Annotated in this window: 23 protein-coding genes; 15 read left to right on the top strand and 8 right to left on the bottom strand. The window is 62.5% G+C overall.

Translation table 11 applies throughout. From position 1 onward, the window contains the following. Positions 1–9 precede the first annotated feature (9 nt). A complete protein-coding gene (locus tag ACTNAU_RS04555) occupies positions 10–528 on the top strand; it encodes a ferritin-like domain-containing protein (RefSeq protein WP_441097706.1) in 519 nt (172 codons plus the stop codon). 86 nt (positions 529–614) lie between these two features. Here ACTNAU_RS04555 and ACTNAU_RS04550 read toward each other — a convergent pair whose 3' ends face one another. Both ACTNAU_RS04550 and ACTNAU_RS04545 read right to left on the bottom strand, forming a co-directional pair. After that, entirely contained in the window at positions 615–1,895 is a 1,281-nt protein-coding gene (locus ACTNAU_RS04550) for a metal-dependent hydrolase family protein (RefSeq protein ID WP_216401624.1), read from the bottom strand. A gap of 44 nt (positions 1,896–1,939) precedes the next feature. Then, the gene (locus tag ACTNAU_RS04545) at positions 1,940–2,935 is read right to left on the bottom strand and encodes an adenosine deaminase family protein (protein ID WP_185916144.1); all 996 of its coding nucleotides are present in this window, start codon (positions 2,933–2,935) and stop codon (positions 1,940–1,942) included. A gap of 262 nt (positions 2,936–3,197) precedes the next feature. On the opposite strand from ACTNAU_RS04545, the gene ACTNAU_RS04540 reads away from it, so the two are divergent. The 4 genes from ACTNAU_RS04540 to ACTNAU_RS04525 all read left to right on the top strand — a co-directional run bounded on the left by ACTNAU_RS04540 (position 3,198) and on the right by ACTNAU_RS04525 (position 8,842). After that, positions 3,198–4,007, top strand: coding sequence for a sporulation initiation factor Spo0A C-terminal domain-containing protein (locus ACTNAU_RS04540; RefSeq protein WP_256135874.1), 810 nt, complete (start codon positions 3,198–3,200; stop codon positions 4,005–4,007). Positions 4,008–5,777: 1,770 nt separating this feature from the next. Continuing rightward, positions 5,778–6,590 carry a sporulation initiation factor Spo0A C-terminal domain-containing protein gene (locus tag ACTNAU_RS04535; protein ID WP_185916146.1) on the top strand — a complete coding sequence of 271 codons (813 nt, stop codon included), beginning with the start codon at positions 5,778–5,780 and terminating at the stop codon, positions 6,588–6,590. 537 nt (positions 6,591–7,127) lie between these two features. Further along, positions 7,128–8,501, top strand: coding sequence for an ATP-binding protein (locus ACTNAU_RS04530; protein ID WP_441097705.1), 1,374 nt, complete (start codon positions 7,128–7,130; stop codon positions 8,499–8,501). 131 nt (positions 8,502–8,632) lie between these two features. Further along, the gene (locus tag ACTNAU_RS04525) at positions 8,633–8,842 is read left to right on the top strand and encodes a DUF6514 family protein (protein ID WP_216401628.1); all 210 of its coding nucleotides are present in this window, start codon (positions 8,633–8,635) and stop codon (positions 8,840–8,842) included. 1,274 nt (positions 8,843–10,116) lie between these two features. Here the strand turns inward: ACTNAU_RS04525 and ACTNAU_RS04520 are convergent. Further along, on the bottom strand, positions 10,117–10,362 hold the full coding sequence (locus ACTNAU_RS04520) for an LITAF-like zinc ribbon domain-containing protein (RefSeq protein ID WP_185916149.1): 246 nt from the start codon (positions 10,360–10,362) through the stop codon (positions 10,117–10,119). Between the two features lie 203 nt (positions 10,363–10,565). On the opposite strand from ACTNAU_RS04520, the gene htpG reads away from it, so the two are divergent. The 3 genes from htpG to ACTNAU_RS04505 all read left to right on the top strand — a co-directional run bounded on the left by htpG (position 10,566) and on the right by ACTNAU_RS04505 (position 13,545). After that, complete coding sequence (htpG, locus tag ACTNAU_RS04515; protein ID WP_441097704.1) at positions 10,566–12,473, top strand: molecular chaperone HtpG; 1,908 nt, start codon at positions 10,566–10,568, stop codon at positions 12,471–12,473. A gap of 221 nt (positions 12,474–12,694) precedes the next feature. Next, the gene (locus ACTNAU_RS04510) at positions 12,695–13,162 is read left to right on the top strand and encodes a pyridoxamine 5'-phosphate oxidase family protein (protein WP_441097703.1); all 468 of its coding nucleotides are present in this window, start codon (positions 12,695–12,697) and stop codon (positions 13,160–13,162) included. Then, a complete protein-coding gene (locus ACTNAU_RS04505; protein ID WP_185916151.1) occupies positions 13,159–13,545 on the top strand; it encodes a VOC family protein in 387 nt (128 codons plus the stop codon). Before ACTNAU_RS04510 ends, ACTNAU_RS04505 begins: the two co-directional genes overlap by 4 nt. Positions 13,546–13,731: 186 nt before the next feature. On the opposite strand, the gene ACTNAU_RS04500 is transcribed toward ACTNAU_RS04505, so the two are convergent. Both ACTNAU_RS04500 and ACTNAU_RS04495 read right to left on the bottom strand, forming a co-directional pair. Then, positions 13,732–14,424 carry a hypothetical protein gene (locus tag ACTNAU_RS04500; protein ID WP_441097702.1) on the bottom strand — a complete coding sequence of 231 codons (693 nt, stop codon included), beginning with the start codon at positions 14,422–14,424 and terminating at the stop codon, positions 13,732–13,734. 284 nt (positions 14,425–14,708) lie between these two features. Further along, complete coding sequence (locus ACTNAU_RS04495; protein ID WP_185916153.1) at positions 14,709–15,782, bottom strand: 6-phosphofructokinase; 1,074 nt, start codon at positions 15,780–15,782, stop codon at positions 14,709–14,711. Positions 15,783–16,073: 291 nt separating this feature from the next. On the opposite strand from ACTNAU_RS04495, the gene ACTNAU_RS04490 reads away from it, so the two are divergent. From ACTNAU_RS04490 to ACTNAU_RS04480, 3 genes are read left to right on the top strand one after another with little or no spacing between them, the layout of a single operon-like run. Continuing rightward, complete coding sequence (locus ACTNAU_RS04490; RefSeq protein ID WP_441097701.1) at positions 16,074–16,859, top strand: threonine/serine exporter family protein; 786 nt, start codon at positions 16,074–16,076, stop codon at positions 16,857–16,859. Continuing rightward, positions 16,856–17,329: a threonine/serine exporter family protein gene (locus ACTNAU_RS04485; RefSeq protein WP_216401633.1), complete on the top strand. Its 474-nt coding sequence runs from the start codon at positions 16,856–16,858 to the stop codon at positions 17,327–17,329. Before ACTNAU_RS04490 ends, ACTNAU_RS04485 begins: the two co-directional genes overlap by 4 nt. Before the next feature lie 16 nt (positions 17,330–17,345). Then, positions 17,346–17,834: a hypothetical protein gene (locus ACTNAU_RS04480; protein ID WP_441097700.1), complete on the top strand. Its 489-nt coding sequence runs from the start codon at positions 17,346–17,348 to the stop codon at positions 17,832–17,834. Between the two features lie 83 nt (positions 17,835–17,917). Here ACTNAU_RS04480 and sigG read toward each other — a convergent pair whose 3' ends face one another. From sigG to sdaAB, 3 genes are all read right to left on the bottom strand, one after another. Further along, the gene (gene sigG, locus ACTNAU_RS04475; RefSeq protein WP_185916224.1) at positions 17,918–18,691 is read right to left on the bottom strand and encodes an RNA polymerase sporulation sigma factor SigG; all 774 of its coding nucleotides are present in this window, start codon (positions 18,689–18,691) and stop codon (positions 17,918–17,920) included. A 525-nt stretch (positions 18,692–19,216) separates the two neighbouring features. Continuing rightward, positions 19,217–20,089: an L-serine ammonia-lyase, iron-sulfur-dependent, subunit alpha gene (gene sdaAA, locus ACTNAU_RS04470; protein ID WP_185916157.1), complete on the bottom strand. Its 873-nt coding sequence runs from the start codon at positions 20,087–20,089 to the stop codon at positions 19,217–19,219. Positions 20,090–20,104: 15 nt separating this feature from the next. After that, the gene (gene sdaAB / locus ACTNAU_RS04465) at positions 20,105–20,776 is read right to left on the bottom strand and encodes an L-serine ammonia-lyase, iron-sulfur-dependent subunit beta (RefSeq protein WP_059005298.1); all 672 of its coding nucleotides are present in this window, start codon (positions 20,774–20,776) and stop codon (positions 20,105–20,107) included. Positions 20,777–21,068: 292 nt separating this feature from the next. Between sdaAB and ACTNAU_RS04460 the strand changes: the two genes are divergently transcribed. The 4 genes from ACTNAU_RS04460 (at position 21,069) to ACTNAU_RS04445 (ending at position 25,628) form a co-directional block, all read left to right on the top strand. Then, positions 21,069–21,359: a YlmC/YmxH family sporulation protein gene (locus ACTNAU_RS04460; RefSeq protein ID WP_441097699.1), complete on the top strand. Its 291-nt coding sequence runs from the start codon at positions 21,069–21,071 to the stop codon at positions 21,357–21,359. A gap of 143 nt (positions 21,360–21,502) precedes the next feature. Next, positions 21,503–22,228: a 30S ribosomal protein S2 gene (rpsB, locus tag ACTNAU_RS04455; RefSeq protein ID WP_044992446.1), complete on the top strand. Its 726-nt coding sequence runs from the start codon at positions 21,503–21,505 to the stop codon at positions 22,226–22,228. Positions 22,229–22,337: 109 nt separating this feature from the next. Then, a complete protein-coding gene (gene tsf, locus ACTNAU_RS04450; RefSeq protein ID WP_185916158.1) occupies positions 22,338–23,246 on the top strand; it encodes a translation elongation factor Ts in 909 nt (302 codons plus the stop codon). 1,269 nt (positions 23,247–24,515) lie between these two features. Then, entirely contained in the window at positions 24,516–25,628 is a 1,113-nt protein-coding gene (locus tag ACTNAU_RS04445; protein WP_216401635.1) for a nucleoside 2-deoxyribosyltransferase, read from the top strand. The last annotated feature ends 665 nt before the right edge of the window (positions 25,629–26,293 follow it).

The raw sequence follows: 26,293 nt of genomic DNA, 5'->3' as shown, positions 1-26,293 counted from the left end.
GGAGCATGTATGCAACCCGTGACAGACGACATCCACTACACCGAGGGGTTTGCCGACCCGTCCCCCTGGCCCGACCTGGAGATCTGCGCCCCCAACAGCCGCTGGGCGTCCCTCCTGGCCGAGGACTACGCCGGGGCCGCCGGGGAACTGACCGCCTCGCTGCAATATATCTACCATCACGCCGCCGCCAAGGACTGCCCCGACATCTCCCGCGCGCTGGAGAAAATTTCCATTATTGAAATGATGCACATGGAGAAGTTGGCCGGGGCCATCCGCGCCCTGGGGGGCGACCCGACCTACTGCGCCGGCGGCCGCCCCTGGTGCGCCGCGGAGGTGCAGTACGGCGGCAGCCTGGGGGAGTACCTCCACGCCGACCTGGTCGGCGAGTACGCCGCTATCCGGAATTACCGCCGCCACATTGCCCAAATCGGCGACGAGAGCGTCTGCAGACTGCTGGCGCGCATCGTCAAGGACGAGGAGGTACACCTTCGCGTCTTTCGCCAGCTCATCGAGAAGTACGGCCTCTGATTGGCGCGCAAAAAAAGAGAGGGGAGAGGGCCCGCGGGCCCTCCCCCTCTCTTTTGGCTTGCACACCCCGACACAGGGTGCAAAGGTCAAATGAATTTGTCCAGTTCCGCCTCCACCTGGGGCATCTTCTTCACCTTGGGGGCGCGGATCGGCTTGCCCCGGGCAATCACCATCGCCACCTCCCGCAGGGCGGTCAGATCTTCCAGCGGGTTTTTCGCGGTGACGATCATGTCGGCGCACTTGCCCGGCTCCAGGGTGCCCAGGCGGTCCCCCAGCCCCGCCAGCTCGGCGTTTTTCTTGGTGGCGGTGGAGAGGGCGAAGGCCTTCGACACCCCGCAGTACTTGTGAAAGTAGTTGACTTCCCGCCACATGTCGTAGTGGGTGATGTAGGGGCAGCCGGTGTCGGTGCCCAGCCCCACCGGGATACCGGCCTTCAGGCAGGCGCGGGCGCACTCCACGATCCCCTCAAAGACCACCGCGCCGTTGTACTGCTCCATCTCCGACACCCCGCTCACTGCCCGGTCGAAGAGGGCGTAGGGCAGCGCGGGGGAGAGGGTCGCGATCTGGCAGGCCCCCCGCTCTTTGAAGAGAGCGAGGATCGCCTCGTCCGGCTTGGCCCCGTGCTCGATGGTGTCCACCCCGTTTTCCAGGGCCACCCGCACCCCCTCGGGGCTCTCCACGTGGGCGGCCACCTTCAGGCCGTGGCGGTGCGCCTCGTCGCAGGCGGCCTTCACGTATTCCGGCGGCATCTTCAGCTCCCCCGGCTCGCCCTTCTTTTTGGCGTCCAGCACCCCGCCGGTGATCATCAGCTTGATGATGTCTGGCTTTTCGGCGGCGATTTTTGCCACGTAGTCCCGCGCCTCGTCGGCGCTGTGGGCCTCGTAGGCCAGCGACCCGGCCATGTGCCCCCCCGGCACCGAGACCGCCATGTTGGCCGCCAGGATGCGGGGCCCCACGATTTCCCCCGCGTCGATGCGGTCGCGGATGGCGCTGTCGCAGTCCAGCACCCCGCCCATGGTGCGGATGGTGGTCACCCCGCTCATGAGCTGGGTGCGGGCATAGCCCTCGCACATCTTCCGCAGCACCGCCTTCATCAGCCCGTTGCTGGTCATCAGCTTCACCATCTTCACGTTGTCCTGCTGCTTCTTTTTGGGCTTGCCGTTGGCCGGCAGGTGCACGTGCATGTTGATGAGCCCCGGCATCAGGTACTGCCCCGCCAGGTCAATTATCTCATACCCGGTCAGCTCGCCCCCCTCCGGCTCGATGGCGGCGATCATCTCGCCGTCGGTCTTGACCACCAGCCCCGCCTGGGGCTCCATCTCCTCGCTGCCGTCCAGCAGGATACCGCCTGTGTACGCGTATTTCATCTGCCTGTGCTCCTCTCTCCCGGGGCGGGACACTGTGTCCGCCCCTAGTCCTCCAAACAGGCCCGCAGCCGGGCCACCAGTTTCGCCTTTTCCTCCGGCGGCAGGAAGGCCGCCTCGGCGCTGTTGATGTTCATCAAAATCAAGTCCCGGTCGCAAAAGCCCATCTGGCGGCAGTACTCGTACTCCCGCTCCAAGCTGGTGCCCAGCACCGTCAGGTTGTCGGTATTCACCGTCACCTTTACCCCCTGGTCGTAGAGCACCTTCAGCGGGTGCCGTCCGTCCTCCGGCAGGTCGTAGGAGATGATGCTGCTCACCGGGCACATCTCCAGCGTCACCCCGCGGGCCTTGACGATTTCCGCCAAGTCGGGCCGCTGGGCCACCTGGTAGCCGTGGCCGATGCGGGGGGTGCCAAAGGGCAGGCACTGGGGCACCTCGAATTCCGAGTGGCAGGTGGCCGGCACCCCCAGCTCCCGCGCCAGATCGAAGATATCGGCGTAGTCGGCCAGGTGCTCCTCGTACCCCGCCAGATCGACCCCCACCACCTTGCTGCCCGCGGCGATGAACTCGGCCGCCAGCCGCACCGTCTCCAGGTTTTCATCCCGGTTTGCCTCGGCCGGCTCCAATTTCCCCATGGCGCACAGCAAAATGCCCACCGCGATTTCCGGGCAGGCGGCCTCTCCGTCGGCCACCCCCTGCAGCACCGCCTCGATGGCGTCGCGCTGGGTCAGCCCCTTTTCCAGGTGAAACTGGGGGGCGAAGCGCAGTTCGGCGTAGCAGACCCCCTCGCCCGCCAGCCGGGCAATCAGGTCGGCCGTCACCTGGCGCAGGGCGGGGGCGGTCTGCATCACCGCCAGGGGCAGGTCGAACTCCTTGAAATCGGTGCCGTTCTCCCCGGGCTGGATGACCATCCGCCGGGTGACCTCCTCCAAAGTCAGCTCCCCCTCGGGCAGGCCCTGGTCCTTGGCCAGCTGCCAGGCGGTGGCCGGCGGGACCGAGCCGTCGATGTGCAGGTGCAGTTCAATTTTGGGAAAGGTTTTCAATTCGTCGTCCTCCTTGCGCGGGCGGGGGCCCGCCGATTGGTCTGTCCTGAATTCATGCTACCCCCCTTGGCTGGTTTTGTCAACGAGTCGTTTGAGGGGATGTTGGCTTATTTTTCCTCTATTTTTGACAAGATTTTCTGAAATTGCTAAACTGACAGCATAGTTTTTTGCCTTCTGCTCCGTGCGGCGGGACGATTTCCCGCCCGGCGGCCCGCTCACAGACAGGGGCAAAAGAGAATACGCGATTGGGGGAAACAGGACAATGGACGACAAGATCAGCCTTCTCATTGTAGAGGACGAACCCGCAGAGCAGGCGGCTTTTGCGGAGTGTTTGCAAAACGAGCGCCAGATCGAGCTGGTGGGCATCACCGGCAGCGAGACAGAGGCGCTGGCCCTGGTGGACAGCCACCGGCCCGACGTGGTGGTCCTCGACTTGGAGCTGCAGGAGGGCGACGGCCTGAACCTGACGCCCGTTCTCACCGACCCGAGCCGGTCCTACTCCCCCTATGTCCTGGTGACCACCCGGACAGAAAACCGCCACACCCTCGACATGCTGCGGGACGCCGGGGTCGGCTTTATCTACGACAAGAATATCGACCGCTACGGCCCCGACCAGGTGCTGCGCGGCGTCAAGCGGATGGGCGGCTTTCTCAAGGGCCGCCGCCTGGGCCGGTCGGGGGAGTCCGCCGCTTCCCAGTCGGCGAAGGAGCTGCGCCAAAAGCGGCTGCTGGAAGAGCTCAACTGCGAGATGGAGGACATGGGCCTTCGCCGGAGGCAGAAGAGCTGTCGCTGCCTGGTGTGGGCGGTCTACTGCCAGTTGGAGAGCGGGGAGCCCCTCTCCCTCACCAAGGAGCTCTACCCCATGGTGGCGCAGCAGCTGCACTGCAAGCCGGAAAATGTGGAGCGCAACATCCGCTCCGCCATCCACAAGGTGTGGGACGTGAGCAACCGCAATCTCGATTTGGTGTACGAGCGATTTCCCCGCCTGGTCGATGAGAATGGCGACTACCCCACCAACGGCGAACTGATCGAGGCCTTTGTGGTGCGGATGCGGCGCAAGCACGCGCGGTAAAAAATGTCGCTTTGTGGAGAAAATGCCCTTCTTTGCCACTTGCTGGGTGTCAAGCGCCCCCACTTGGCGGGGGTAATATAGACGCAAACGGCGGGCGGGAAAAGGTGGGGAAGGCCTGCTCCCCGCCCGCCGGGACAATGCTCTGTGCCGGCCTGTGTGCGCAGAGCAGAAGGCCGCCCGCGGGGCTCTGGTGGGGAGGAGGGGCAGCTTCATCTGTCCGCCCTTTTCTCGGGAGAAGGGGGGCGCACGGCTGTTCTTTGCGGGGGCCGCGCCGCCCCCTCCTCGCCGGAGGGCCCCCATCCCGCTCCATAGACGGTTTGACCCCCGCGAACGCGCGGAAAACAGGCCGCCTGCAGAGGGGCGAGAGACCGGGAAAGGGGAAAAACTCCCCTCCCTCCCCAGGGGCAAAGAAATTGCCCTTGCAGGGAGGGGGGGAGTCCCCATCTCTCCGTCAGGGGGCCTTCGTTTGCTGCCCCACAGGCCATTTTTGGGGGAGAAGACCGACTGCGGTGCGGAGAAGGGGGAGATGGATTTTGATTGGGAGGAGGAAGGGCTTTATCCGCCTGCCCTTTTCTCGGGAGAAGGGGGGCGCACGGCTGTTCTTTGCGGGGGCCGCGCCGCCCCCTCCCCGCCGGAGGGCCCCATCCCGCTCCATAGACGGTTTGGCCCCTGTGAACGCGCGGGAAACAGGCCGCCTGCGGAGCGGCGGGAGACCGGGAAAGAGGAAAAGCCTCCCCTCCCTCCCCAGGGGCAAAGAAATTGCCCTTGCAGGGAGAGGGGGAGCCCCCGTCCTCTCCGTCAGGGAGCCTTCGTTTGCCGTCTTATAGGCCATTTTGGGGGAGCATGCGGGTCGAGGAAGGGGGAGATGGGGCTCTGATGGGGAGGAGGGACAGCTTCATCTGTTCGCCTTTTTCTCGGGAGAAGGGGGGCGCACGGCTGTTCTTTGCAGGGGCCGCGCCGTTCCCCTCCCCGCCAGAGGGCCCCCATCCCGCTCCATTGACGGTTTGACCCCCGCGAACGCGCGGGAAACAGGCCGCCTGCGGAGCGGCGGGAGACCGGGAAAGAGAAAAAGCCTCCCCTCCCTTCCCAGGGGCAAAGAAATTGCCCTTGCAGGGAGGGGGAGAGCCCCCTTCCCCCCTTCCCAGGGAACCTTCGTTTGCTGCCCCACAGGCCATTTTTGGGGGAGAAGGCCGACTGCGGTGCGGAGAAGGGGGAGATGGATTTTGATTGGGAGGAGGGAGGGCTTTATCCGCCTGCCCTTTTCTCGGGAGAAGGACAGCACGCGGCTGCTCTAAACGAATGGGGTCGCGCCGCCCCTTCCCCACTGGAGGGCCCCCGTCCCCCCCTTTGTCGGGGAGCCCCTATTGCCGCTCCATAGACGGTTTGACCCCCGCGAACGCGCGGGAAACAGGCCGCCTGCAGAGGGGCGGGGGACTGGAAGGGAGCCCCCCGCCCCCGGTTGGAAACCCCTTTATCCGCCACCCCACAGACCATATCTATGAGTGCACGGGGAGAGAATAGCCGCTGTCTGTGGGCAAGGGCGATATTGTTGGGGAAAAGGGGGTATCGGCTCTGTTCCCATGGACGCCGCTGGGCCGACAGAGCTGTCCATCCCACCCCGCATACCGGCTGGATGCCGCGGACATGGGGCAGGATTAGGCGCGCCTGCCGCCCCCCGTTTGCGGCAAAGAGGAGAAGGGACACACAGGTTGCAAACCCGCCCTGCGGGGCGCTGCAAGAGAGGAAAACAAGAAACGGAGAGAGGAAACGATGGAGAAAAAGACGAGGCTTATGATCGTGGAGGACGAGGTCGAGGAGCAAAACGCCTTTGTCGAATACCTGAAGGGACAGGAGGAAATCGACCTGGTGGGGGTCACCGGCAGCGCCGCCGAGGCGCTCAAGTGGAATGACCGCTACCGCCCTGACGTGGTGATACTGGACTTGGAGTTGAGCGAGGGGGAGGGCAGCGGGCTGGATCTGGCCCCCGCTCTCGCCGCACCTGAGCGGCCCCACAACCCCTACGTCATGGTGACGACCAAGGTCACCGACAAGAGCACCCAGGCCTATCTGCGAAACTACGTCGGCTTCATCTACGAAAAGCGGCTGCAAAACTATGGCCCCGAGCAGGTCATCGGCACAGTCAAGCGGATGGGCAGCTTTTTGCGCGGCCAGCGGCTGCGGCGGGGCGGCAGTCTGCCGGCCATGCCCGCCCCGGGGGCGGAGGAGTCCCTGGAGGAGCGGCTGCTCGACGAGATTTTTCGCGAGCTGGAGTGCATGGGGCTGCGCCGCGGGCTGATGGCCGCCCGGTGCACGGCCTGGGCCACCCTCTTTCACTACAAGTACAAGGGGGACGACAAGCAGCTTTTCACCAAAAACCTCTACCCGGACGTGGGCGAGCAGGTGGGCTGCAAGTGGCGCAGTGTGGAGCGCAATATTCGCAACGCCATCAAAATTGCCTGGATGCCCGCCAACTATGAGCAGACCAGCGCCCGCTTTCCCCACTTGGTGAAGGCCAACGGGACCATTCCGACAAATGCCCAATTTTTGGATGCGTTTGTCGCCCGGCTGCGAGAGCGCCACTGACAGGGCGCAGATGGACAGGTTCAAAAAACAGCAGAAAAGCATCTCTTTTTAAAGAGGCTTAATACCCACAAGGGGCTGCGGAGGGAGTTGTCTCTCTCCACAGCCCCTTGTATTTGCTCTCAAGCGAATACTCGTTTCAGGTTATAAAATCACGTCTGCCAGCAGAGAATCTTTCGACAAAAAGTGCGTCGAGGAGCAGTTAACAAAAAGTTTACAATCAAGCCATTTCCCGCTTTTCACTCATTTTGGTTTCGTCACATATCGACATGAGACGACATATCCGGCCGACCTATATCGAAGTCGGCGCCCTTCTAACCGTGATAGATTGCGCGTGGAGAGTCTCCAAGCGAAAACGGAAGAAGGGAGGGCGTGACTGTGAGCTTTTGGGAAGCGTTCTTGGACTGGATCAAGTGGTGGCACTAATAGTCGGTGCGAGTGGGGGAAAAGGGGATGAATCAATCCCCTTTTTCTCATAAGTTTTCGCTATGATAGGCATGATGATGCCCCTATATAATTTTGAAAGAGGAGAAAGAAATCATGCTGAAATTCATTCTAGCGATTAAATTTGCCACCGTTTTCGCACAAACCAATCTGTTGTACTACGAACTTGAAAAGATAGCCATAACCAGACGACGAAAAATTGTTGAGACCATCGTCATTTCTTTGGTTTCCACATCGGCGATTGCATTGATTGGAGATTTTGCCCTGTCGTCTCTAGTTGGTTTAGCGTTTGTTGTACTAATTAGCATTTACCATTCTCGTACAAAGCATCGGACAATCATAACATCAATTTTCAGTATTTTTGCTTTATACGCTGCTGCTATCGTTTTTAGTGCTTTGGCTAGTGATGTCATCATGGTAGTTTTATTCTTTACACAGTCCGGATACCATAAAGAGCATGCAGCCGTATGTGCAATTATTCTTCGTGTTAGCATGTTTCTAGTTATTTTGAGATTGAGTTTTCCCAGAACTTCCAACAAGAAAGCATACTTGAAGCCGTTATCAAAATACTTTAATGCAGTTTCAGCAGGAGTTTGCATTACAATCTTTTCGATGATTGCTATTGTGAAGATGGACCATGCCATTTTAGCAGAATATGCGGAAGGCTTTATCTTGGGATATGCTATTCTCATAATGGCAATTATGGTTGTTAAGATGGCGGAAACAAAAGAAAGCGAAATCAACAAGGAGCTAGAGCGCCGCGAAGCTGTGCACAGAGACCATCAAGAAAAGGAGATTCTCCCGGCCATCAGTGTCAGCTTTGTCAAAATGAGGATGGCGCTCAGCGAGTACAACACCGAACTCGCCGAGAGCTTTGCGCCCGACGAGACCGAGATATTGCAGCTGGCCGGCGAGCGGGCCGAAGAGATCCGCGACAGGCTCATCAACGGCTATGTGCCGCCGGAAACCGGCAGCTCCACCCTCAACAACACCCTGCAAACGCATGCGGCAATGGCTGCCAAAGACCACGTCTTTTATCGGGTCGTCGTCTTTACGACAGTCGAGCCCCTGCTGCGGTTTATGAAGTTGCGCGAGGTGGTCCGCCTGGTGGGCGACCTCTCGAGAAATGCCATCCGCGCGGCCGCCGCTGCCGCCAACGGTCACGGCGCGGTAGAGGTCTACCTCGGTCTCAACGAGTATGGGGACTATGAAATCTGCATCTACGACAACGGCCCGGATTTTCCGCCGCACATCCTGGCGGCCCTGGGAGAGTACGGCAACACCACCAAGGGCAAAGACCATGGATTTGGTCTGGCGGATACGCTCAAGCTCCTTGACGACTACGGCGGTGACTTCCGCGTGGAAAAGTTGGAGGGCGACCCGGAGTTCACCAAGTGCGTTCGGGTCACCCTTCCGAAAAAGTGTTTTCAGAAAAAGAGCAGGGGTGGAGCGGTTCTGGCGATCAAGTAGACGCGTCTTGCCACCCGGGCGCATCTCGGCCCAGCGGCCCGCCCTTCGGCGAAGACCGGGCGGCCAATGACAACCAGGGGGAAGGGGATAGATACCCCGCCCCACAAAAACAAAGAGGAAGTGCAAGCGATATGAAGATCTACACGGTAAACCAGACGGAAATTTGTATAGAGGGCATCACCCGCGCCACCTACGGCCTGACAGGACAGACAGTGGAGATCCGCGATATTTCCCTCGAGCGCCAAAAGGTCGAGGCGTTGGCCGAACAGTGCAACCGCCTGGATGTAAGCGAATGCCACCTGCGCGACATCGTGGAGGACTTCTATGGTTTGCCCCTCTAGTAAAGGGGCTTTTTTTATTGGAAAACGCGCCAAAAGGGCGTGAAAAGGAGAGAGTTCTCCACTTTGTCCCCCCACCGCGCGGCCCCGCGGCGGGGGAGAGGAGCGCAGGCCCGCCTGTTTTTCCATTTCTGTTAGGGCCCTTCGACCTGTGAAAAGCGAAGACCCGGGAGAGGCGCGTATGCCCTCTACCGGGTCTTTCCTTTCCCCTGCGGCAGCTGTTTGCGCGCCTGCGCCATCCCCTTTTCCCGCGCCCGCCGGCGTGGCCTGTCCCTCTCTTTTCCCGCCCCTTGTCGCCGCGTGCGCCCTGCTTTTTCCCGCCCGTTTTCCCGCGGGGGGAGAGGGGGGATGCCGGTGCCCCCGCCCGCTGGCAAGCGTTAAGGGGCGACGTTTTGCGCCGTGTGAAAGGCGGGGGAAAAGCCGCCACTGTTCGGACAGGGAAAAGAGGGGGGAGCACACCGCCCACATGCTGCCCTGTTTCCCCCCACAAAAAAACCGGGAGAGGCGCGCAACGGCCCTCCCGGCCCCGTATTTCCCCCACTGGAGCTGTTTGTGCGCCTGTGCCCTCTCCCTCTTTTCTCTCTGCCCATTCCCACTGTGAGGGGAGAAAAAGGAGTGTGTGGGGGGCGGTCCAAGGGATCTCTGGCCTTCCGATTTGGTTGCCTTTGTCCTGCCTGGAGCCGCCCTCTTTTGGCAGCTGGCGCAGAAGAGGAAAATTGGCCCTGTTCGCTTCTCCTGTTTGCCTCCCCTTTTTTCCATCCAGTCCCCTACAAGAGGGGGATGGGTAGAAAAGGGCGCGGATGAAGCGCCCTCGGCAAGGCGGTCTGTTTTGCCAGAAGGGGGCGAAATTGCATTATGAGCGGCAGGGAGAGAACGAGTGCCTGTTCGGGCGGAGATGGGGACAGAGGAAGAGAACGATGGAGAGTATCCGGCCGCAAAGGCCCTCGGCAAGGCGGCCTGTTTCCGGCCCGCTCTCGCCTCTCCTCTTCGCGCGTGCAGTGGGCGGGGGGAGAAGCCGCCCCTCGCTCGGCCGGGGGAGAAGAGGCAGCTGTGCTGGCGTCGGGCGCTCGGCGGAACAAGCCCCCCTGCCCGAACGGGGGAGGAGGGGTCTGCTCCCCCTGCCCGAACGGGGGAAGAGGGGTCTGCTCCCCCTGCCCGAACGGGGGAAGAGGGGTCTGCTCCCCCTGCCCGAACAGGGGAGGAGGTGGCCTGCTCTCCCTGCCTAAAAAAGAGGGCCCGGAAAGGGGGAATCCCCCCTCCCGGGCCTCTTGCTCTCTCTATCGCACGAACCAGCGGTTGCCGCAGTTTTGGCAGACCGCCTCGGTGTGCACTGTATTTTTGACTTTTTGGTTGGTCACCGCGGGGATGATGAGGATCAGTCCAAAGGTGCAGATGGCCAGCAAAATCCAGAAAAACCAGCCGATGCACCCCCGGTTCTTGATGGTGGTGTGGTTGACGGCTTGCACGGTGACGCGCTCGCTCCCACAGCGGGGACAGTACACGATGGCTCCCTCCTTCTTCATCGTCCTCCCGGCGGCCCTGCGCCCTCGACCGGGTGCCTTCACACTAGCACAGCGCCGGAGAAAATGCAAGGGCGGCGGCCGCGTTTTGCCCCCTCCGCGAAAATGTTCACAATTTGTACATTGATTTGCTGGCGGTTGTGCGCTATCCTGTTTTTAGCACTCGTGTACAAGGAGTGCTAATTTTGCGAGAGGTGATTGAGACCATGGCAAAAAAACAGTTTAAGGCCGAGTCCAAGCGGCTCCTCGACTTGATGATCCACTCCATCTACTCCAACCGGGAAATCTTTCTGCGGGAGCTCGTCTCCAACGCGTCCGACGCGATCGACAAGCTGTGCTACCGCAGCCTGACCGACGAGGGGGTCGGCCTCTCCCGGGGGGATTTTGAGATCCGCATCACCCCCGACAGGGAGGGGCGCACCCTCACCGTGTCCGACAACGGCATCGGCATGGACAAAAAGTCCCTGGAGGAAAACCTGGGCACCATCGCCCGCAGCGGCTCGCTGCAGTTCAAGCAGGACATCGCGGGGCAGGAGGGGGCCGACGACACCGACATCATCGGCCAGTTCGGCGTGGGCTTCTACTCGGCCTTTATCGTCAGCGACAAGGTCACCGTCATCTCCCGCGCCTACGGCGAGGAGACCGGCTACAAGTGGCAGTCCTCCGGCGCCGACGGCTACACCATTGTCGAGTGTGAGCGCTCCGCCCCCGGCACCGACGTCATCATGCACCTGAAGCCCGACACCGAGGACGAGCAGTTCGGCGAGTTTTTGGAGGAGTACCGCCTGCGCCAGCTGGTGAAAAAGTACTCCGACTACATCCGCTGGCCCATCAAGATGCTCTGCCACAAGACCCGCCCGGTGGAAAAGCCCGAGGGGGAGGAGGCCGACGACCAGGCCCCGGCCTACGAGAGCTACGAGGAGGACGAGACCCTCAACAGCATGGTCCCCATCTGGCACAAGCCCAAGAGCGAGGTCGGCGAGGAGGACTACGCCAACTTCTACAAGGAGAAGTTCGGCGACTACCAGGACCCGCTCAAGAGCATCCGCGTCAGCGCCGAGGGGCTGACCGCCTCCTACGAGGCGCTGCTCTTTATCCCCGCCCGCACCCCCTACAACTACTATTCGGCCGACTATGAGAAGGGGCTGCAGCTCTACTCCAGCGGGGTGCTCATTATGGAGAAGTGCGCCGACTTGCTGCCCGAGCACTTCCGCTTTGTGCAGGGGGTGGTGGACAGCCAGGACATCTCGCTGAACATTTCCCGGGAAATGCTGCAACAGGACCGCCAGGTGCGCACCATTGCCCAGAGCTTGGAGAAGAAGATCAAGCGGGAGCTGTCCAAGCTGATGGAGGAGGACCGGGAGAAGTACGAGGCCTTCTTCGCCCAGTTCGGCCTGCAACTCAAATACGGGGTGGTGGGCGAGTACGGCGCCCACAAGGACCTGCTGGCCGACCTGCTGCTGTTCTACTCCTCCACCGAGGGCAAGCCGGTCACCCTCAAAGAGTACGTCTCCCGGATGAAGGAGGGGCAGGAGCACATCTACTACGCCTGCGCCGACTCGGTGGAGAAGGCCGCCAACCTGCCCCAGACCGAGTATGTGCGGAACAAGGGGTGGGAGGTGCTCTACCTCACCGACGAGGTGGACGAGTTTGTGATGCAGATCCTCCACGAGCAGGACGGGCACGAGCTCAAGAGCGTCAGCGACGCCGACACCGTCAGCGAGGAGGAGAAGAAGGCCGCCGAGGAGGAGACCAAGGCCCACGGCGAGCTGCTGGACTTCCTCAAAGAGGCGCTCAAGGACAAGGTCAGCGACGTGCGCATCTCCCCCAAACTGGGTAGCCACCCGGTGAGCCTCACCAGCGAGGGCGGCGTCACCCTGGAGATGGAGAAGTACTTCGCCCAGATGAAGATGGACGAGGCGCCCAAGGCCCAGCGGGTGCTGGAGCTGGGGGCCAGCCACCCCGTCTTCGCCAAGTTGGAGGCGGCCTACAAGGGCGACCGGGAGCGCGCCGAAAAGCTGGCGCTGCTGCTCTACGAGCAGGCCTCCCTGATTGCCGGGTTCCCGGTGGAAAACCCCACCGCCTACACCGATTTGGTCTGCGAACTGCTGTAACTTATAATAGAAGAGAGCCGATTGGCCGGACAGCGCCCACAGGGCCTGCCCGGCCAATTGCTTTTCCGCCGCCTTTGTGTTACCATGGGCCCAAAAGAAAAGGGGATGGGGCCTGTGAAGCGGGGCGATTGTGTCGTGCATTGTGTGCTCTTGCGGGGAGATCGTGTGCTCCACCACACAAGGACAGCCCGCAAGGGGGTCCGCAGAGAGGGGGGAGAGGGATGATGGCCGATCATTTTCCCCAGGCGGCCCGAGAGGTGATGGAGGACCGCTTTGGGCGGGACACCGTCCTCTCCCTGGCGACGGTGGGGGAGGGGGGCCCCGCGGTGCGGCTGGTCAACGCCTATTACGAGGATGGGGCCTTTTATGTGATTACCCACGCCCTCTCCGGCAAGGTGCGCCAAATCGAGAGAGACCCCGCCGTTGCCGTCTGCGGCCAGTGGTTCACCGCCCGCGGCAGGGGGGAAAACCTGGGCTGGCTGGGCAGGGGGGAGAATGCGGCGCTGGCCGCCCGGCTGCGCCGTGTCTTTGCGGACTGGTACCAAAACGGACACATCGACGAGGGCGACCCCAACAGCTGTATCCTGTGCATCCGGCTGGACAGCGGGGTGCTGATGAGCCACGGGACCCGCTACGACATTGATTTTGCAGCCGCTCGGGCGGCCAAAGAGAGGGGATCGAAGAGATGAAGCGCACAATGATGCAGGTGTATGTCAAGGGGAGCGACGAGGCCGTGCCCTTTTACCAGCGGGCCTTTGACGCGGAGCTGATCAGCAGCTATCAAAACGGGGACGGCACCTATTACCACTCGGAACTGGCCTTTGAGGGCCAGGTGTTGGCGGTGGCGGAGCGCAATTCCGCCTATGCCATTGCGGGGGAGGAGGCCGTCACCGGCAATGTGATGCAGTTTTGCCTCGACTACGGCGAGGGCGGGGAGGAGCGGGTCACAAGGGCCTACGACACCCTGCGGGAGGGGGCGACCCTCCTCATCCCCCTGGGGCCCTGCGAGTACAGCCCCCTGATGGCCGACCTCATCGACCGCTACGGCGTTCGCTGGTGCCTGTTTGTGTAAGAGAAGCCCCCTGCAAAAGAGAGAGCGGGGGGGGACCTAAAGTGATTGGGGACCCCGCCCGCTTTCCTGCGGTTTTGCCCTATCTTCTGCGGCTCCCCATGCCGACGGCGCCCAACACGGTGACGCCGATGCCGCACAGGGCGGTGCAGATGCCCAGCACAAAGGCCACCACTGAAAGTCCCTTTCTCATTCTTTTTCACCCCCTTGACCGGCCGCCCGACGGGGGGCCAGGTTGTACTGATAAAAGGTGTCGAAAGCCCCCATCAAGGGGCCGGAACGGCGGTCGTCGCGGCGCAGGTACCAGTGGGCCAACACCCCCACAAAGAGCAGGGTGCCGACCATGCAGACGATCATGTCCTGCATGGTGTCGCCCACCCCGGTGCTGAGAACAAGCTGCGGGTCGGAGCCGTCGATGCAGCTGACGGTGTACTCGCCGATCTCCCACAGGCCCGCCACCGCCATGCTCACCGCGAAGACGAAGAGACAGCACAGCGGCCCGTCCTTTTGGTCGATTTCCCGCCCGGGCTTGAAAAAGTAGAAGCAGCAGAGGGCGAGAAAGGCGACGAACACCCCCGACAGGGTGTGCATGGCCTTGTCGTAGTGGGGGATGTTGTAGTGGGTGATGGTGATGCCGATGGTGTGGGCCAAAAAGATGAACAGGTAGACCCAGAAGTTGAGCTGGTGGCAGGTCTTGAGCCGGAAGATGCGAAAGACGAGGGTGGGCAGCAGGAGCAGTGGCAGCCCCAGCAGCGACTTTTGAAAGAGGTAGCTGTCCCCGTCGCGCAGCAGGTAGGTAAAGGCAAACCCCAGGTGCAGCGCCACGATCGCCGCCACAAAGATGCGGTTGACGAGGGCAAAGGTCTGTTCGCGCTTGCGCAAAAAATCCCAACCTTTTCGTGTGAGTTTTGGCCGCCGGGCGGCGGCATTTCCCATTCAGTATAGCAGGGAACGGGGGAAAATCCACTGGGATTTTGTAAATTTTCCCGGCCGGGGAGGATGGGAAGGGGCAGAGTGCCTCGAAGGCACTGCGGGACGCGCGGTCTGGAAAAAGGGGTCGGCGCGGATCGATGGGGGCGGCAAACGCATCCGACCTCGATTGTGCAGTCCCCGAGAAAAAGGGCGGGGGGACCTGCCGGTCCGCCCCGCCCGATTGGCTTATCTATCTAGTCGCCAAAGCTGATGCCCAGGGCCCTGGCGGCGGAAATCTCCTCGCAGTCCACCGGCACGGTCTTGAGCTTGCCGGCCACCTCGCTCAGGGGGACCGGCACCACCTTGCCGTCTTGCAGCCCCACCATGTTGCCGTACTTCTTTTCAATGATCAGTCGGCCCGCCGCCGCGCCAAAGCGGGTCGAGAGCACCTTGTCGTAGGCGCAAGGGCTGCCGCCGCGCTGGAAGTGGCCGGGGATGGTGACCCGGATCTCCTGCCCGGTGCGCTCTTCCAGTTCCCGCGCCAGCCGGTAGGAGACGGAGGGGTCGCTCATCTGGGCGCGGGCGGCCTTGAACTCCTTCTTCGAGAGCTTGGCCTCCTCCTTGGAGAGGGCGCCCTCGGCCACCGCGAGGATGGAAAAGCGCTTGCCCGCCTGGTTGCGCCGCTCGATGACCTTGGCGATCTTGTCCACGCTGTATGGAATTTCGGGCAGCAAGATGACGTCGGCCCCGCCGGCGATCCCCGCGTAGAGGGTCAGCCAGCCCACCTTGTGGCCCATGACCTCGACGATGAAGACCCGCCCGTGGGAGGTGGCGGTGGTGTGGATACAGTCGAGCACGTTGGTGGCGATCTCCATGGCGCTGTGAAAGCCAAAGGTCATCTCGGTGCCCCAGAGGTCGTTGTCGATGGTCTTGGGCAGGGTGACCACGTTGAGCCCCTCCTCCGAGAGGAGGTTGGCGCTCTTGTGGGTGCCGTTGCCGCCCAGGATGACCAGGCAATCCAGCTTCATCTCCTTGTAGGTCTCTTTCATGCGGGCGACCTTGTCCACGTCGTTCTCCACCACCCGCATCCGCTTGAAGGGCTGGCGGGAGGTGCCGAGGATGGTGCCCCCCTGCACCAGGATGCCCGAGAAGTCGGAGGGTTTCATCAGGTGGTAGTCGCCCTCGATCAGGCCGCGGTAGCCGTCGCGGATGCCGTAGATCTCCACCTCTTTGCCGTACTCCTCGTACAGGGTCTTGGCGACCCCGCGCAGGGCGGCGTTGAGCCCCTGGCAATCCCCGCCAGAGGTGAGCATGCCGATTCGTTTCACGTTCCTTGCCCCTTTCCGTCCGCCCGGCTCTCCCGGCCCGCCGGGCGCAGTTTACTATAAATCCAGTATAGGGCAATTTTTCCCAAAAGGCAACGAAAATACCCGGTTGCGGCCAATCAAAGGGGGGCTTTGTGGGGTTTTCACAAAATCGGGCGGGGGGCTTTGTCGCCGTTTCCCACAGGGGCGGGGCAAGGCGGGGAAGGGGCGCGTCATTTTTCTTGCTTGTCTGCCAAAAATATGGTATAACCAGTGTTCAGATGGTGCGCGCAGGCGCGGCAAGGGGGAGAGCACATGCGGTTGACCGAGGGGGAGATGCCCCAGTTCACAGAGCTGCTGCTGGAAATATCCGGCGGCCTGTTGGCCTACGGGGCCGAGGTCTACCGGGTGGAGGAGTCGCTTCAGTACATCGGCGCGGCCTATGGCCTGGCGGGGGCCGATGTGTTTGCCATCCCCTCCCACGTCATCCTCACCCTGCGGCTGGCGGACGGCAGCGCCCACACCCAGAGCAAGCGGATTTTTGACCGGGCCACCGACCTGGACAAGGTGGACCGGCTGAACGCCCTCTGCCGCCGCATCTGCCGCGACCGGCCCGGCTGCGCCGAGATCCGGCGGGAGCTGGACGAGCTGCGCGCCCGCCCCACCTACCCCCTGCTCTGGCAGGTGGCGGGCTACGGGGTGGCGGCCTGCGCCTTCGCCCTCTTCTTCGGCGGCTCGCCCTGGGACGCGGCCTGTGCCTTCTTTGTGGGTGCGCCGCTGAAGCTCTTGAGCGAGGGGATGCGGCGGCTGCGGGGCAACGCCTTTTTCAGCAACCTGGTCTGCGCCCTCTTCGGGGCCGCCTCGGCCCACCTGCTGGCCCTGGCCTTCCCCGCCCTGCACCCGGACGCCATCATCATCGGGATGCTGATGACCCTGGTGCCGGGGATCGTGTTCACCAACGCCATGCGCGATTTTATGGCCGGCGACTGCATCGCCGGGATGATCAAGCTGACCGAGGCCATCCTCATCGGGGCGGGGATCGCGGTGGGGGTCTCGGTCTCGCTGGCCGTATTGCGGCCTCTGTTGGGGGTGGCGGCGTGAACGGGAGCTATCTGCAGTGCCTATACGTGTTCATCGCCTGTTTGGGCTTTGGGGTGATTTTCAACCTGCGGGGGAAAAACCTCTTTTTGGCAGCCCTGGGGGCCACTTTGGGCTGGTTTGTCTACCTGCTGTGCACCGGGGCGGGGATGGACGACACCCTCTGCTACTTTGTGGCCACGGTGGCCATCGCCCTCTATTCCGAGGGGATGGCGCGGTTGCACAAGTCGCCGGTGACCATCTACCTGGTGGTCTCCTTCCTCCCCCTGGTGCCGGGCAGCAAAATCTACTACACCATGGAGTACGGGATGGCGGGGGACACCGCCCGCTTTTTGCAGACCGGGCTGGAGACCTGCAAGATCGCCGGGGCCATTGTCGCGGGCATCGCCCTGGTATCCTCGGTGGCGCGGCTGACCACCTCGTTTTGGCGGGGGTGGCGGCGGAGGCGGGGCCAGCCGGCCCAACCCCGCTAGAGAGGGGGGAGAGCGGGTGCAGCAGCTGATTTACCGGATGCCCCGGCGGGGGGCACAGCCCCAAAAGGCCGCCCCCAAACGGCGGGTGGGACCTGCTTTTGCCGCCCTTTCGGCCCTCTATGTCGCGGCCCTCTGGCTGCTCTTCTGCGCCGGGGAGGGGGCCTTTTGCCGCTGGACAAAGGGGCTGGCCGCCACCTGGGGGGAGGGGTCGGCCCTGGGCGGGCTCTTGGCCGGGGTGCCGGCGGTGCTGGGGGCCCTGGCGCTGGGGGGCTATCTCCTCTTTTCCCTGCTGGTGCTGGCGGGGCATCCCCGCGCCCACCGCTGGCTGCAGGGGGTGGGCGCGGCCCTCTGCCTGCTGGGGGGCTGCGCCCTCCTGCCCTTTGGAGCGGGCGGCGGACGGGCCCTCTTTCTCCCGCTGGTGCAGAGTGGGGTGCTCCTCTGCTTTTTGGGCAGTTACGCCCACATTGCCCGCAAGAAGAGCCGCCGCGCCGCCCGGGGCCGCTGATGGGGTCGGATGCGGGGTCGGATACAACAGAAAAAGGGGCGGGGAAGCCAAACGGCTTCCCCGCCCCTTTGCAGTCTGTGTCCCTACAATTCTTTTTTGATTTTTTCCAGGGCGGCCTTTTCCAGCCGCGAGATCTGCGCCTGGGAGATGCCGATCTCCTCGGCCACCTCCATCTGGGTCTTGCCCCCCAAGAACCGCAGCGAGATGATTTTCTTCTCCCGCTCGCTCAAAGCCTGAATGGCCGAGCGCATCGAGATCTCGCTCTGCCAGTCGGCGGCGTCGCTGTAGTCCCCCACCTGGTCGATGACGAAGAGCATGTCCCCCCCGTCCTGATACATGGGCTCGTAGAGGGAGACCGGGTCGACGATGGCCTCCAGGGCGATGACCACGTCGCTGACCTCCATCCCCAGGGCGGCCGCCAACTCGGTGGTGGTGGGCTCCCGCCGGTGTTCCGCGATAAAGGCCTCCTTGGCCTTCATGGCCTTGTAGGCCACATCCCGCAGCGAGCGGGAGACCCGGATGGGGTTGTTGTCCCGCAGGTAGCGGCGGATCTCGCCGATGATCATCGGCACCGCATAGGTGGAAAAGCGCACCTGATGGCTGGTGTCGAAGTTGTCGATGGCCTTGATCAGGCCGATGCAGCCCACCTGAAAGAGGTCGTCCAGGTTTTCCCCCCGGCTGGAGAAGCGCTTGATGACGCTGAGCACCAGCCGCAGGTTGCCCGAAATCAACTGTTCCCGGGCCGATTGGGAGCCGCTCTCCCGATAGCGGCGGATCAGCTCTTGGTTTTCCGCCTCCTTGAGGACCTTCAACTGCGCGGTGTTGACCCCGCAGATTTCCACTTTGCCACTGTACAAAATGCCCACACGCCCTTTTCTCTTTACGTACAGTGACAGTATGGGCCCGCAAACTCGCCCCCATGCGCCGGGGCGGGTTGGGAAAGGTTGACAGGGGAAGAGGGCGGCGCGCGTATCGGAAGCAGCGCTGCCAAACGCGGTAGAAAATGCTCAAGCAAACGAAAAAACGGGGGACACCACGAGCTTGCGATCCGGTGCAACAACTGCCCAGACGAGGGGAGCTCGAAGAAGATACAGGAACGAATTGTCCAACCGCGCAGTCAGGTGGACATTGTGGAGGAATTGTGCAGAAATCGAAAAGAGGTGCTGGACAAAATAGAGCTGCTGCATTTGTGAAAATCCTGGGCGCAGGCGGTACAGGGAGGGTGAGGTGCCTTCTAATCTCTGCCGGTAACGGGGCTGATTTCGAGGTCGCAAACAGTCCGGCACTGTCGGAGAGATCGCCCCCATTTGGCAATCGAGGCGGCGCAGAGCGAGAAAAAGCCACCGCAGAAATTCTCCGCGGTGGCTTTTGCGTGAATCTCTCTACTCCCCGAATACCTGCTTTTTGTAGCGCAGGCCGGTGGGAGTGGTGGCGACGCCGCCCTTGGCGGTCTCCCGCAGGGCCTCGGGGAGCATCCGCCCCACCTTGTACATGGCGCTGACCACCTCGTCAAAGGGGATCATGGAGCGGATCCCCGCCATCACCAGGTCGGCCGAGAGGAGGGCGTTGGCCACCCCCGAGGCATTGCGCTTGGCGCAGGGGATCTCCACCAGGCCGGCCACCGGGTCGCAGACCAGGCCCATCACGTTTTTCAGGGCGATGGCCGCCGCGTCCAGGCACTGCTGGGGGCTGCCGCCCTGCATCTCGGCCAGGGCGGCGGCCGCCATGGCGGAGGCGGAGCCGCACTCGGCCTGGCAGCCCCCCTCGGCCCCCGAGACGGTGGCGTTTTTGGAGATGATCATCCCGATGTAGGCGGCGGTGGCAAAGCTCTCCAGCAGGGCCTCCTCGCTCGCGTCCAGCGTCTCGGCGGCGGCGAAGAGGGCGCCGGGGACGATGCCGCAGCTGCCGGCGGTGGGGCAGGCCACGATGGGGCCCATGGAGGTGTTGACCTCAAAGCAGGAGAGGGCGTAACTCATGGCCCGGGCCACCGTGTCCCCGCTCAGGGGGGAGCCCTCGCCGCTGTACCGGTAGAGGCGGCTGGCGTCCCCCCCGGTGAGCCCACTGACCGAGGGCACGGGGTTGTGCAGGGTGGAGTGGCAGGCGGAGTACATGACGTTGCGCCGCTTTTTCAGCCGCTTGAAGACCTCCTCCCGGCTGCACTCGCTCACCTGCATCTCGTGGCTGACGGCCACGTCGCAGATGCGCAGGTCATTCTTCTGGCAGTGATCGGCCAGTTCAAAGCCGTATTTGAACATCGCTTGCGCCCTCCCTTAAAAGCTCTTGATGGCCAGCACGTCCACCATCTTGTCGATGGCGCGGATGCGCTGGATGATCTCTTCGTCCACCGGGCTGTCCACCTCGATGATGGCGGTGGCCAGCTTGCCCTTCTGGCTGCGGGAGAGGTTGATGGAGACGATGTTGATCCCCGCGTCGGAGATGGCCGAGACCACGTTTTTGATGACCCCCACCTTGTCCTGGTGCTTGGTGACGATGGCCGCGTACTCGCCCGAGATGCTGGTGGCAAAGCCGCCGATGTCCACGATCCGCACCTCGCCGCCGCCCACCGAACAGCCGGTGAGACTGTGCTCCACCCCCTGGTCGTCGGTGAGGACGACCTTGACGGTGTTGGGGTGCACCTCGCCCAGGTCGGTGGGGACAAATTCCACGGCGATCCCCCGGCTCTCACAGATGTCCAGGGCGTTTTTGATGTCGGGGTCGTAGGTCTGCATCCCCAGGATGCCGGCGGCCAGGGCCCGGTCGGAGCCGTGGCCCTTGTAGGTCTGGGCAAAGGAGCCGTGCAGGTAGAACACCGCCTTGCGGATGTGCTGGCAGAGCATGCCGGCGGCCCGGCCGATGCGCAGGGCCCCCGCCGTGTGTGAGCTGGAGGGGCCGATCATCACCGGCCCCAGCACGTCAAAGAGGCTGGAGGAGGAAGAACTCATAGAGATACCGCCTTTCTCATGTCTGGCGGGCCGGTCCGCCCGCCGCAAAAAAGGGGCGCACGCCGCGCCCGGAAACCACCTTTATTATGGGGCAAAGGGCGCGGGAAAGTCAATTGCCCACCCGCCAAAAACAGCCCCCAAAAACTGTTCATAGCGCGCGGACAACCCCGGATGCTGTCTTTTTTGCAGGAAGGGGACGGGCTTTGTCGAATAGAGCGGGCGCGGGGGGGCATACACTGTGGGGAGAGACCGCGCACCGAGACGGTTTGCGCGGGGGAGGAGGAGACCGGCGATGGTGAGCAGTTTTTACGATCTGCGAGACAAGGACGTGGTCAACATTAAAGATGGGGTCAAACTGGGCGAGGTGTGCGATCTGGAGTTTGACGGCGAGAGCGCCCGGATCACCGCCATCGTCCTCTTCGGCAAACTGAAGTTCTTCGGGCTGTTGGGCCGAGAGCCCGACATCGTGATCAAGTGGGAGGAGATCCAGACCATCGGCAAGGACACCGTGCTGGTGGACTACCTGGAAAAGCCCGAGATCCGCAAGAAAAAAGGGGCCCTGCTGGACAAATTTTTTGGCTAGATGGGCTTGTCACCTGCCGGAGGGTATGCTATAATACTTCGGTAAAACACACGCTGGGCCTGTGCGGAAGGTTGCGGGGAACGACCCCGTGAGACCGCGCCATAAACCCGGCGGAGGAAACAAAACCTAGGAGGAAAGAAATCATGGCAGTAGTATCTATGAAACAGCTTTTGGAGGCCGGTGTTCACTTCGGCCACCAGACCAGAAGATGGAACCCCAAAATGGCTCCCTACATCTTCACCGAGAGAAACGGCATCTACATCATCGACCTGCAGAAGACCGTCAAAAAGCTCGACGACGCCTACAACTTTGTCCGCAGCGTCGCCGAAGAGGGCAAGTCCGTCCTGTTTGTCGGCACCAAGAAGCAGGCCCAGGAGTCTGTGAAGGACGAGGCCACCCGTGCGGGCTGCCACTACGTCAACGCCCGTTGGCTGGGCGGCATGCTGACCAACTTCCGCACCATCCGCAAGCGCATCGACCGGCTGTACCAGCTCAACAAGATGAAAGAGGACGGCACCTTTGACCTGCTGCCCAAGAAAGAGGTCACCAAGCTCAACCTCGAAATCGAGAAGCTGGAGAAGTTCCTGGGCGGCGTCAAGACCATGGACCGGCTGCCCGGCGCCCTGTTCATCGTCGATCCCCGCAAGGAGAAGATCGCCGTGGCCGAGGCCAAGAAGCTGCACATCCCCATCGTTGCCATCGTCGACACCAACTGCGACCCCGACGACATCGACTACATCATCCCCGGCAACGACGACGCCATCCGCGCGGTGAAACTGATTTCCGGCGCCATGGCCAACGCCTACCTGGAAGGCCGTCAGGGCGAGCAGATGGAAGAGGCCGCCGAGGCCGAGGAAGCCGCTGAGTAGTCAGCCCCCATACGCCGAAAAATGCCCGCGCAGGTTGCACGGGCATTTGTGCGATATATTCGCCCCACAAACGAGCATATTTGATAATTCGCATATAGGAGGAAGTACAATGGCATTTACTGCAAAAGATGTAAAAGAGCTGCGCGAGAAGACCGGATGCGGCATGATGGACTGCAAGAAGGCCCTCACCGAGGCCGACGGCGACATGGAGAAGGCCGTCGAGCTGCTGCGCGAAAAGGGCCTGGCCGCCGCCGCCAAGAAATCCAGCCGGGTCGCCGCCGACGGGCTGGTCTACGCCTATGTCGACGAGGCCGCCAAGGTGGGCGCCCTGGTCGAGGTCAACAGCGAGACCGACTTCGTGGCCAAGAACGCCGACTTCAAGGACTTCGTGGACACCTGCGCCAAGACCGTCATCAAGGAGGCCCCCGCCGACGTGGCCGCCCTGCTGGCCTGCAAAGCCGCCGGCAGCGAGGACACCGTCGAGGCCCTGCTGCGCGACAAGATCCTCACCATCGGCGAGAACCTGATCGTCCGCCGCTTCGCCCGCTTTGAGGGCGAGGTCGTCACCTACATCCACGGCGGCGGCACCCACGGCGTCATGGTGCTCTTCGACACCGACGTGGCCGGCAAAGAGGGCTTTGCCGCCTACGGCAAGGACGTGGCCATGCAGATCGCCGCGGCCAACCCCACCTATGTCTCCAAGGACGAGGTCCCCTCCGACGAGATCGAGAAGGAGAAGGAGATCCTCCGGGTGCAGGCTCTCAACGAGGGCAAACCCGAGGCCATCGTCGACAAGATGGTCAACGGCCGCATCAACAAGTACTACAAAGAGGTCTGCCTGCTGGAGCAGCCCTTTGTCAAGGACCAGGACCTGACCGTCGCCAAGTACACCGCTCAGGTGGCAAAAGAGCTGGGCGGCAACATCTCCATCGTCAAGTTCGCCCGCTTTGAAAAGGGCGAGGGCATCGAGAAGAGAGAGGACGATCTGGCTGCCGAAGTCGCCAAGATGGTGAAATAAGCGGGACCGACCGTTTCAAGAGGGCCCGGGGCAACCTGCCCCGGGCCCTCTTTGCGCGCCGGGACGCAGGTGGGGGAGAGGGGACGGATGGGGTGTAACCGTGTGCGGATTGAAATGCAGGCGCCCTCCTTCTGGTGGACAAACCGCGTCAAACCGCGTCAGATCGCACCCAGCGCGGGCGCGTGGATTGCAATAAATTGATAAAGAGAAGGTGGTTTGGTGGTCAACGGTCGCACCCCGTGCGGGCACTGGGATTTGAATGACTGCCGCGGCGAGGTCAAAGAACTCGCGGCACCGTCGCACCCTGCGCGGGGACGTGGATTGAAATGCCGCGAGGATTGGCGGACGCGAAAGCCCCCCTGGGCCGCCCCCGCATGGATGCGTGGGTGAAAGTCTGCTTTTCGCCGTTTTGTCGAGTCTGCTCTGGAGTCGTCCCCACGCGGGAGCACAGTTTGAAATGCAGGAGCGATTCCGCATTTCTGGAGTATATCGCCCCTCACGCAGAGCGAGTGGACTGAAATCCGCCCGGCGGGGAGCCTCCGAAGTGTTGGCCTGGCCTCGCTCCCACACGGGGGACATGAACCGAAATGGTTGCAGCCACGGCCAGGTCCTGACATCAGAAGGGATCCCCCAAGCAGGTGTGTGGATTGAAATGCCGAAAATGGAAAGCGCGCCGGGCAGCGGGAAGGCCGTCTCCTGCGCGGGTGCGCAAATCGAAATTTGCAAAACAACAAAATCGGTGTGAAGGCCATCCCGTCCTCCCCCGAGTGGGGAGAGAAATTGCAGCGATGTCATCGAGCCCCATGCCTGTACTGTCCTTGTCGCCTACATGGATGCGCAAATCAAAATCGCCACGGGAAGGGGTGCGGCCAGGCCTATGGCGCCACACTCTGTGCGGGTTTTGCCGGCCGCGAAACCGCGGGGGAGGGGGGATGCGGGGCAAGGCAGGGCAAGGTAAGGTAAGACACCTGCTTTAAGCGCTGCGGCGAGGGGCCGCCCGTTCAAGAGGGGCGGTGCAGGCCGGCCGCGCAGGGGACTGTCTTTTCGCAATTTGGGAGACAACTCCAGAGAGGGCGGGGAGTGCGCACCACCCTGCAACCGCTTGCCGTAAAAATTTCGCCCGGTTTTTTGTGCGCTGCGACGAGGGCTTTTGTATTGACAAGCCCCGCCCTTTGCTTTACTCTGAAAACAGGTGAAAAATGTCCCAGACACCCCTTGCCCATTGCGGTGGAATTTGGTTCCGCCGCTCTTTTTAAGGAGGAAAAAAGTATGCATCAGTACAGCCAATACCCCGACGAGAGCCTCTACATTGCCGGCCCCGAGTGCTTCTACACCGGCGGTTCCAACTCCCTGGCGGCCATGCGCAAAGAGTCCGAGTTCTACGGCTTCCAGGTGGCCCTGCCCAACGACAAGAAGCTCGATTGGTCGGACACCGAGCCCCGCGACAACGCCCGCTCTATCTTCCAAAACTGCGCCGACAGCATGGCCGTCTCCACCGCCATCCTCGCCGATTTGGAGTCCTTCCGCGGCACCGAGCCCGACGGCGGCACCATCTACGAGATCGGCATGGCCTATGCCCGCGGCCTGCGCTGCTACGCCTACACCCGGGACCTGCGCCCGGTGGTGCACAAGTACCAGAGAGCGGCCCTGAAGGAGGACGGCAAGGTCTACGACCTGGACGGCCGGGTCCTCCCCCACATGGACATCCCCTTTGCCCCCTGCATCGTCGGCTCCTGCAAAATCGTCGAGGGCAAGTACACCGACTGCCTGAAGGCCCTGCGCACCGACCTGGACGAGGAGCGCAAGCATAAGGCCAAACGCCAGACCCCCGCTGTGGACCACAGCGCCGAAGTCACCCTGGAAAAGGGCGACAAGCCGGTCGTCTACCTGGCCGGACCCGAGCGGTACGACCCCGACGCCGCCGAGAAGTACGCCGCCATGAAGAAGCTCTGCGAGGAGCGGGGCCTGGTGGCCATCACCCCCCTCGACGCCGCCCCCGGCGTGGCCGAAGTGGAGTCCGACGACCCCTACACCAAGGCCTACAACCTCTTTGACCGCTGGCAGCAGCACGTGCGCAACTGCGACATCATCATCGCCGACCTGAGCGACTACCACGGCTTTGAGCCCAACAGCGACGTGGCCTTTGAGTGCGGCATGGCCTGGCAGCTGGGCAAAAAGTGCTTTGCCTACATGCACGACGCCACCTGGATGCGCCAGCGCATCGCCCACTACGGCGAGGACAAGGACAACCGCGACATCTACGGCAACGACGTGGAGAACTTCAACTACCCGGTCAACCTGATGTTCTCCGGCTCGATGCCCGTCTACGGCGGCAAGTTTGAAGAGATCATCGACCAGGTGATGGAAGAGCTGAACAAGTAGCACATATCCTCCCGGGCCCCCTCTGCAAAGAGGGGGCCCTTTTTTGTTGCCCAGGGCGAGGGGAAACGGCTGCTTTTTAAATGGGGGGCGGAAGGTGCTCTGTCGGAGGGGAAAACGGACGGCCCTCCCCTCTTCTGTGCAGGGGTAAAAAAGGGGCAGTGGACCCCCTGCCACACGCTGGATAGGCTCCTAGCCCCCTCTGCGCGTGGGCGGGGATGGGGGCTTGGTCATAAGGGAAGATGCTGCCCGTTGGCGGACTGTTTCCCCCTTTTTATGCGTGGGGCAGTCGGAAGGGGATTGCCCTCTGCGCCGCTGAAAATCCTTCTGTTTCGCCACATGGGGATAGAATCGGGCTGCGACGGGGGCCGCTTGTTGACGGGTAGGTGGTTCCTCTTTTTTGTGTGGAGGAAAGGGCGAAGAGGGAATTGCGCTCTTTGCAACGGAAAATCGTTCCCTCTACACGGGCAAAGAGCGCGAAAGCGCTGCCCGCGGAGAGATACGGCGTTCTCTCTTCTCCACACGGGTCGAAAAAGAAGATAAAAGCAGCCGCTGTTGTCGATTGGGCCGTCTTCCCCTCCCTGCGCAGGGGGAGGGGAAAGGGCTGAAAAGGCATCGCCGCCTTGTACCGGCGGGCAGATCCCCTTTTCCCTCTGCACAGGGGCGAA

Source organism: Bittarella sp. HCP28S3_D9, from assembly GCF_052065655.1.
In the GTDB taxonomy this organism is placed as follows: domain Bacteria; phylum Bacillota; class Clostridia; order Oscillospirales; family Ruminococcaceae; genus Bittarella; species Bittarella massiliensis.
Note: the sequence above shows the minus strand (reverse complement) of the source record. Positions and strands in the feature narration are given on the sequence as shown.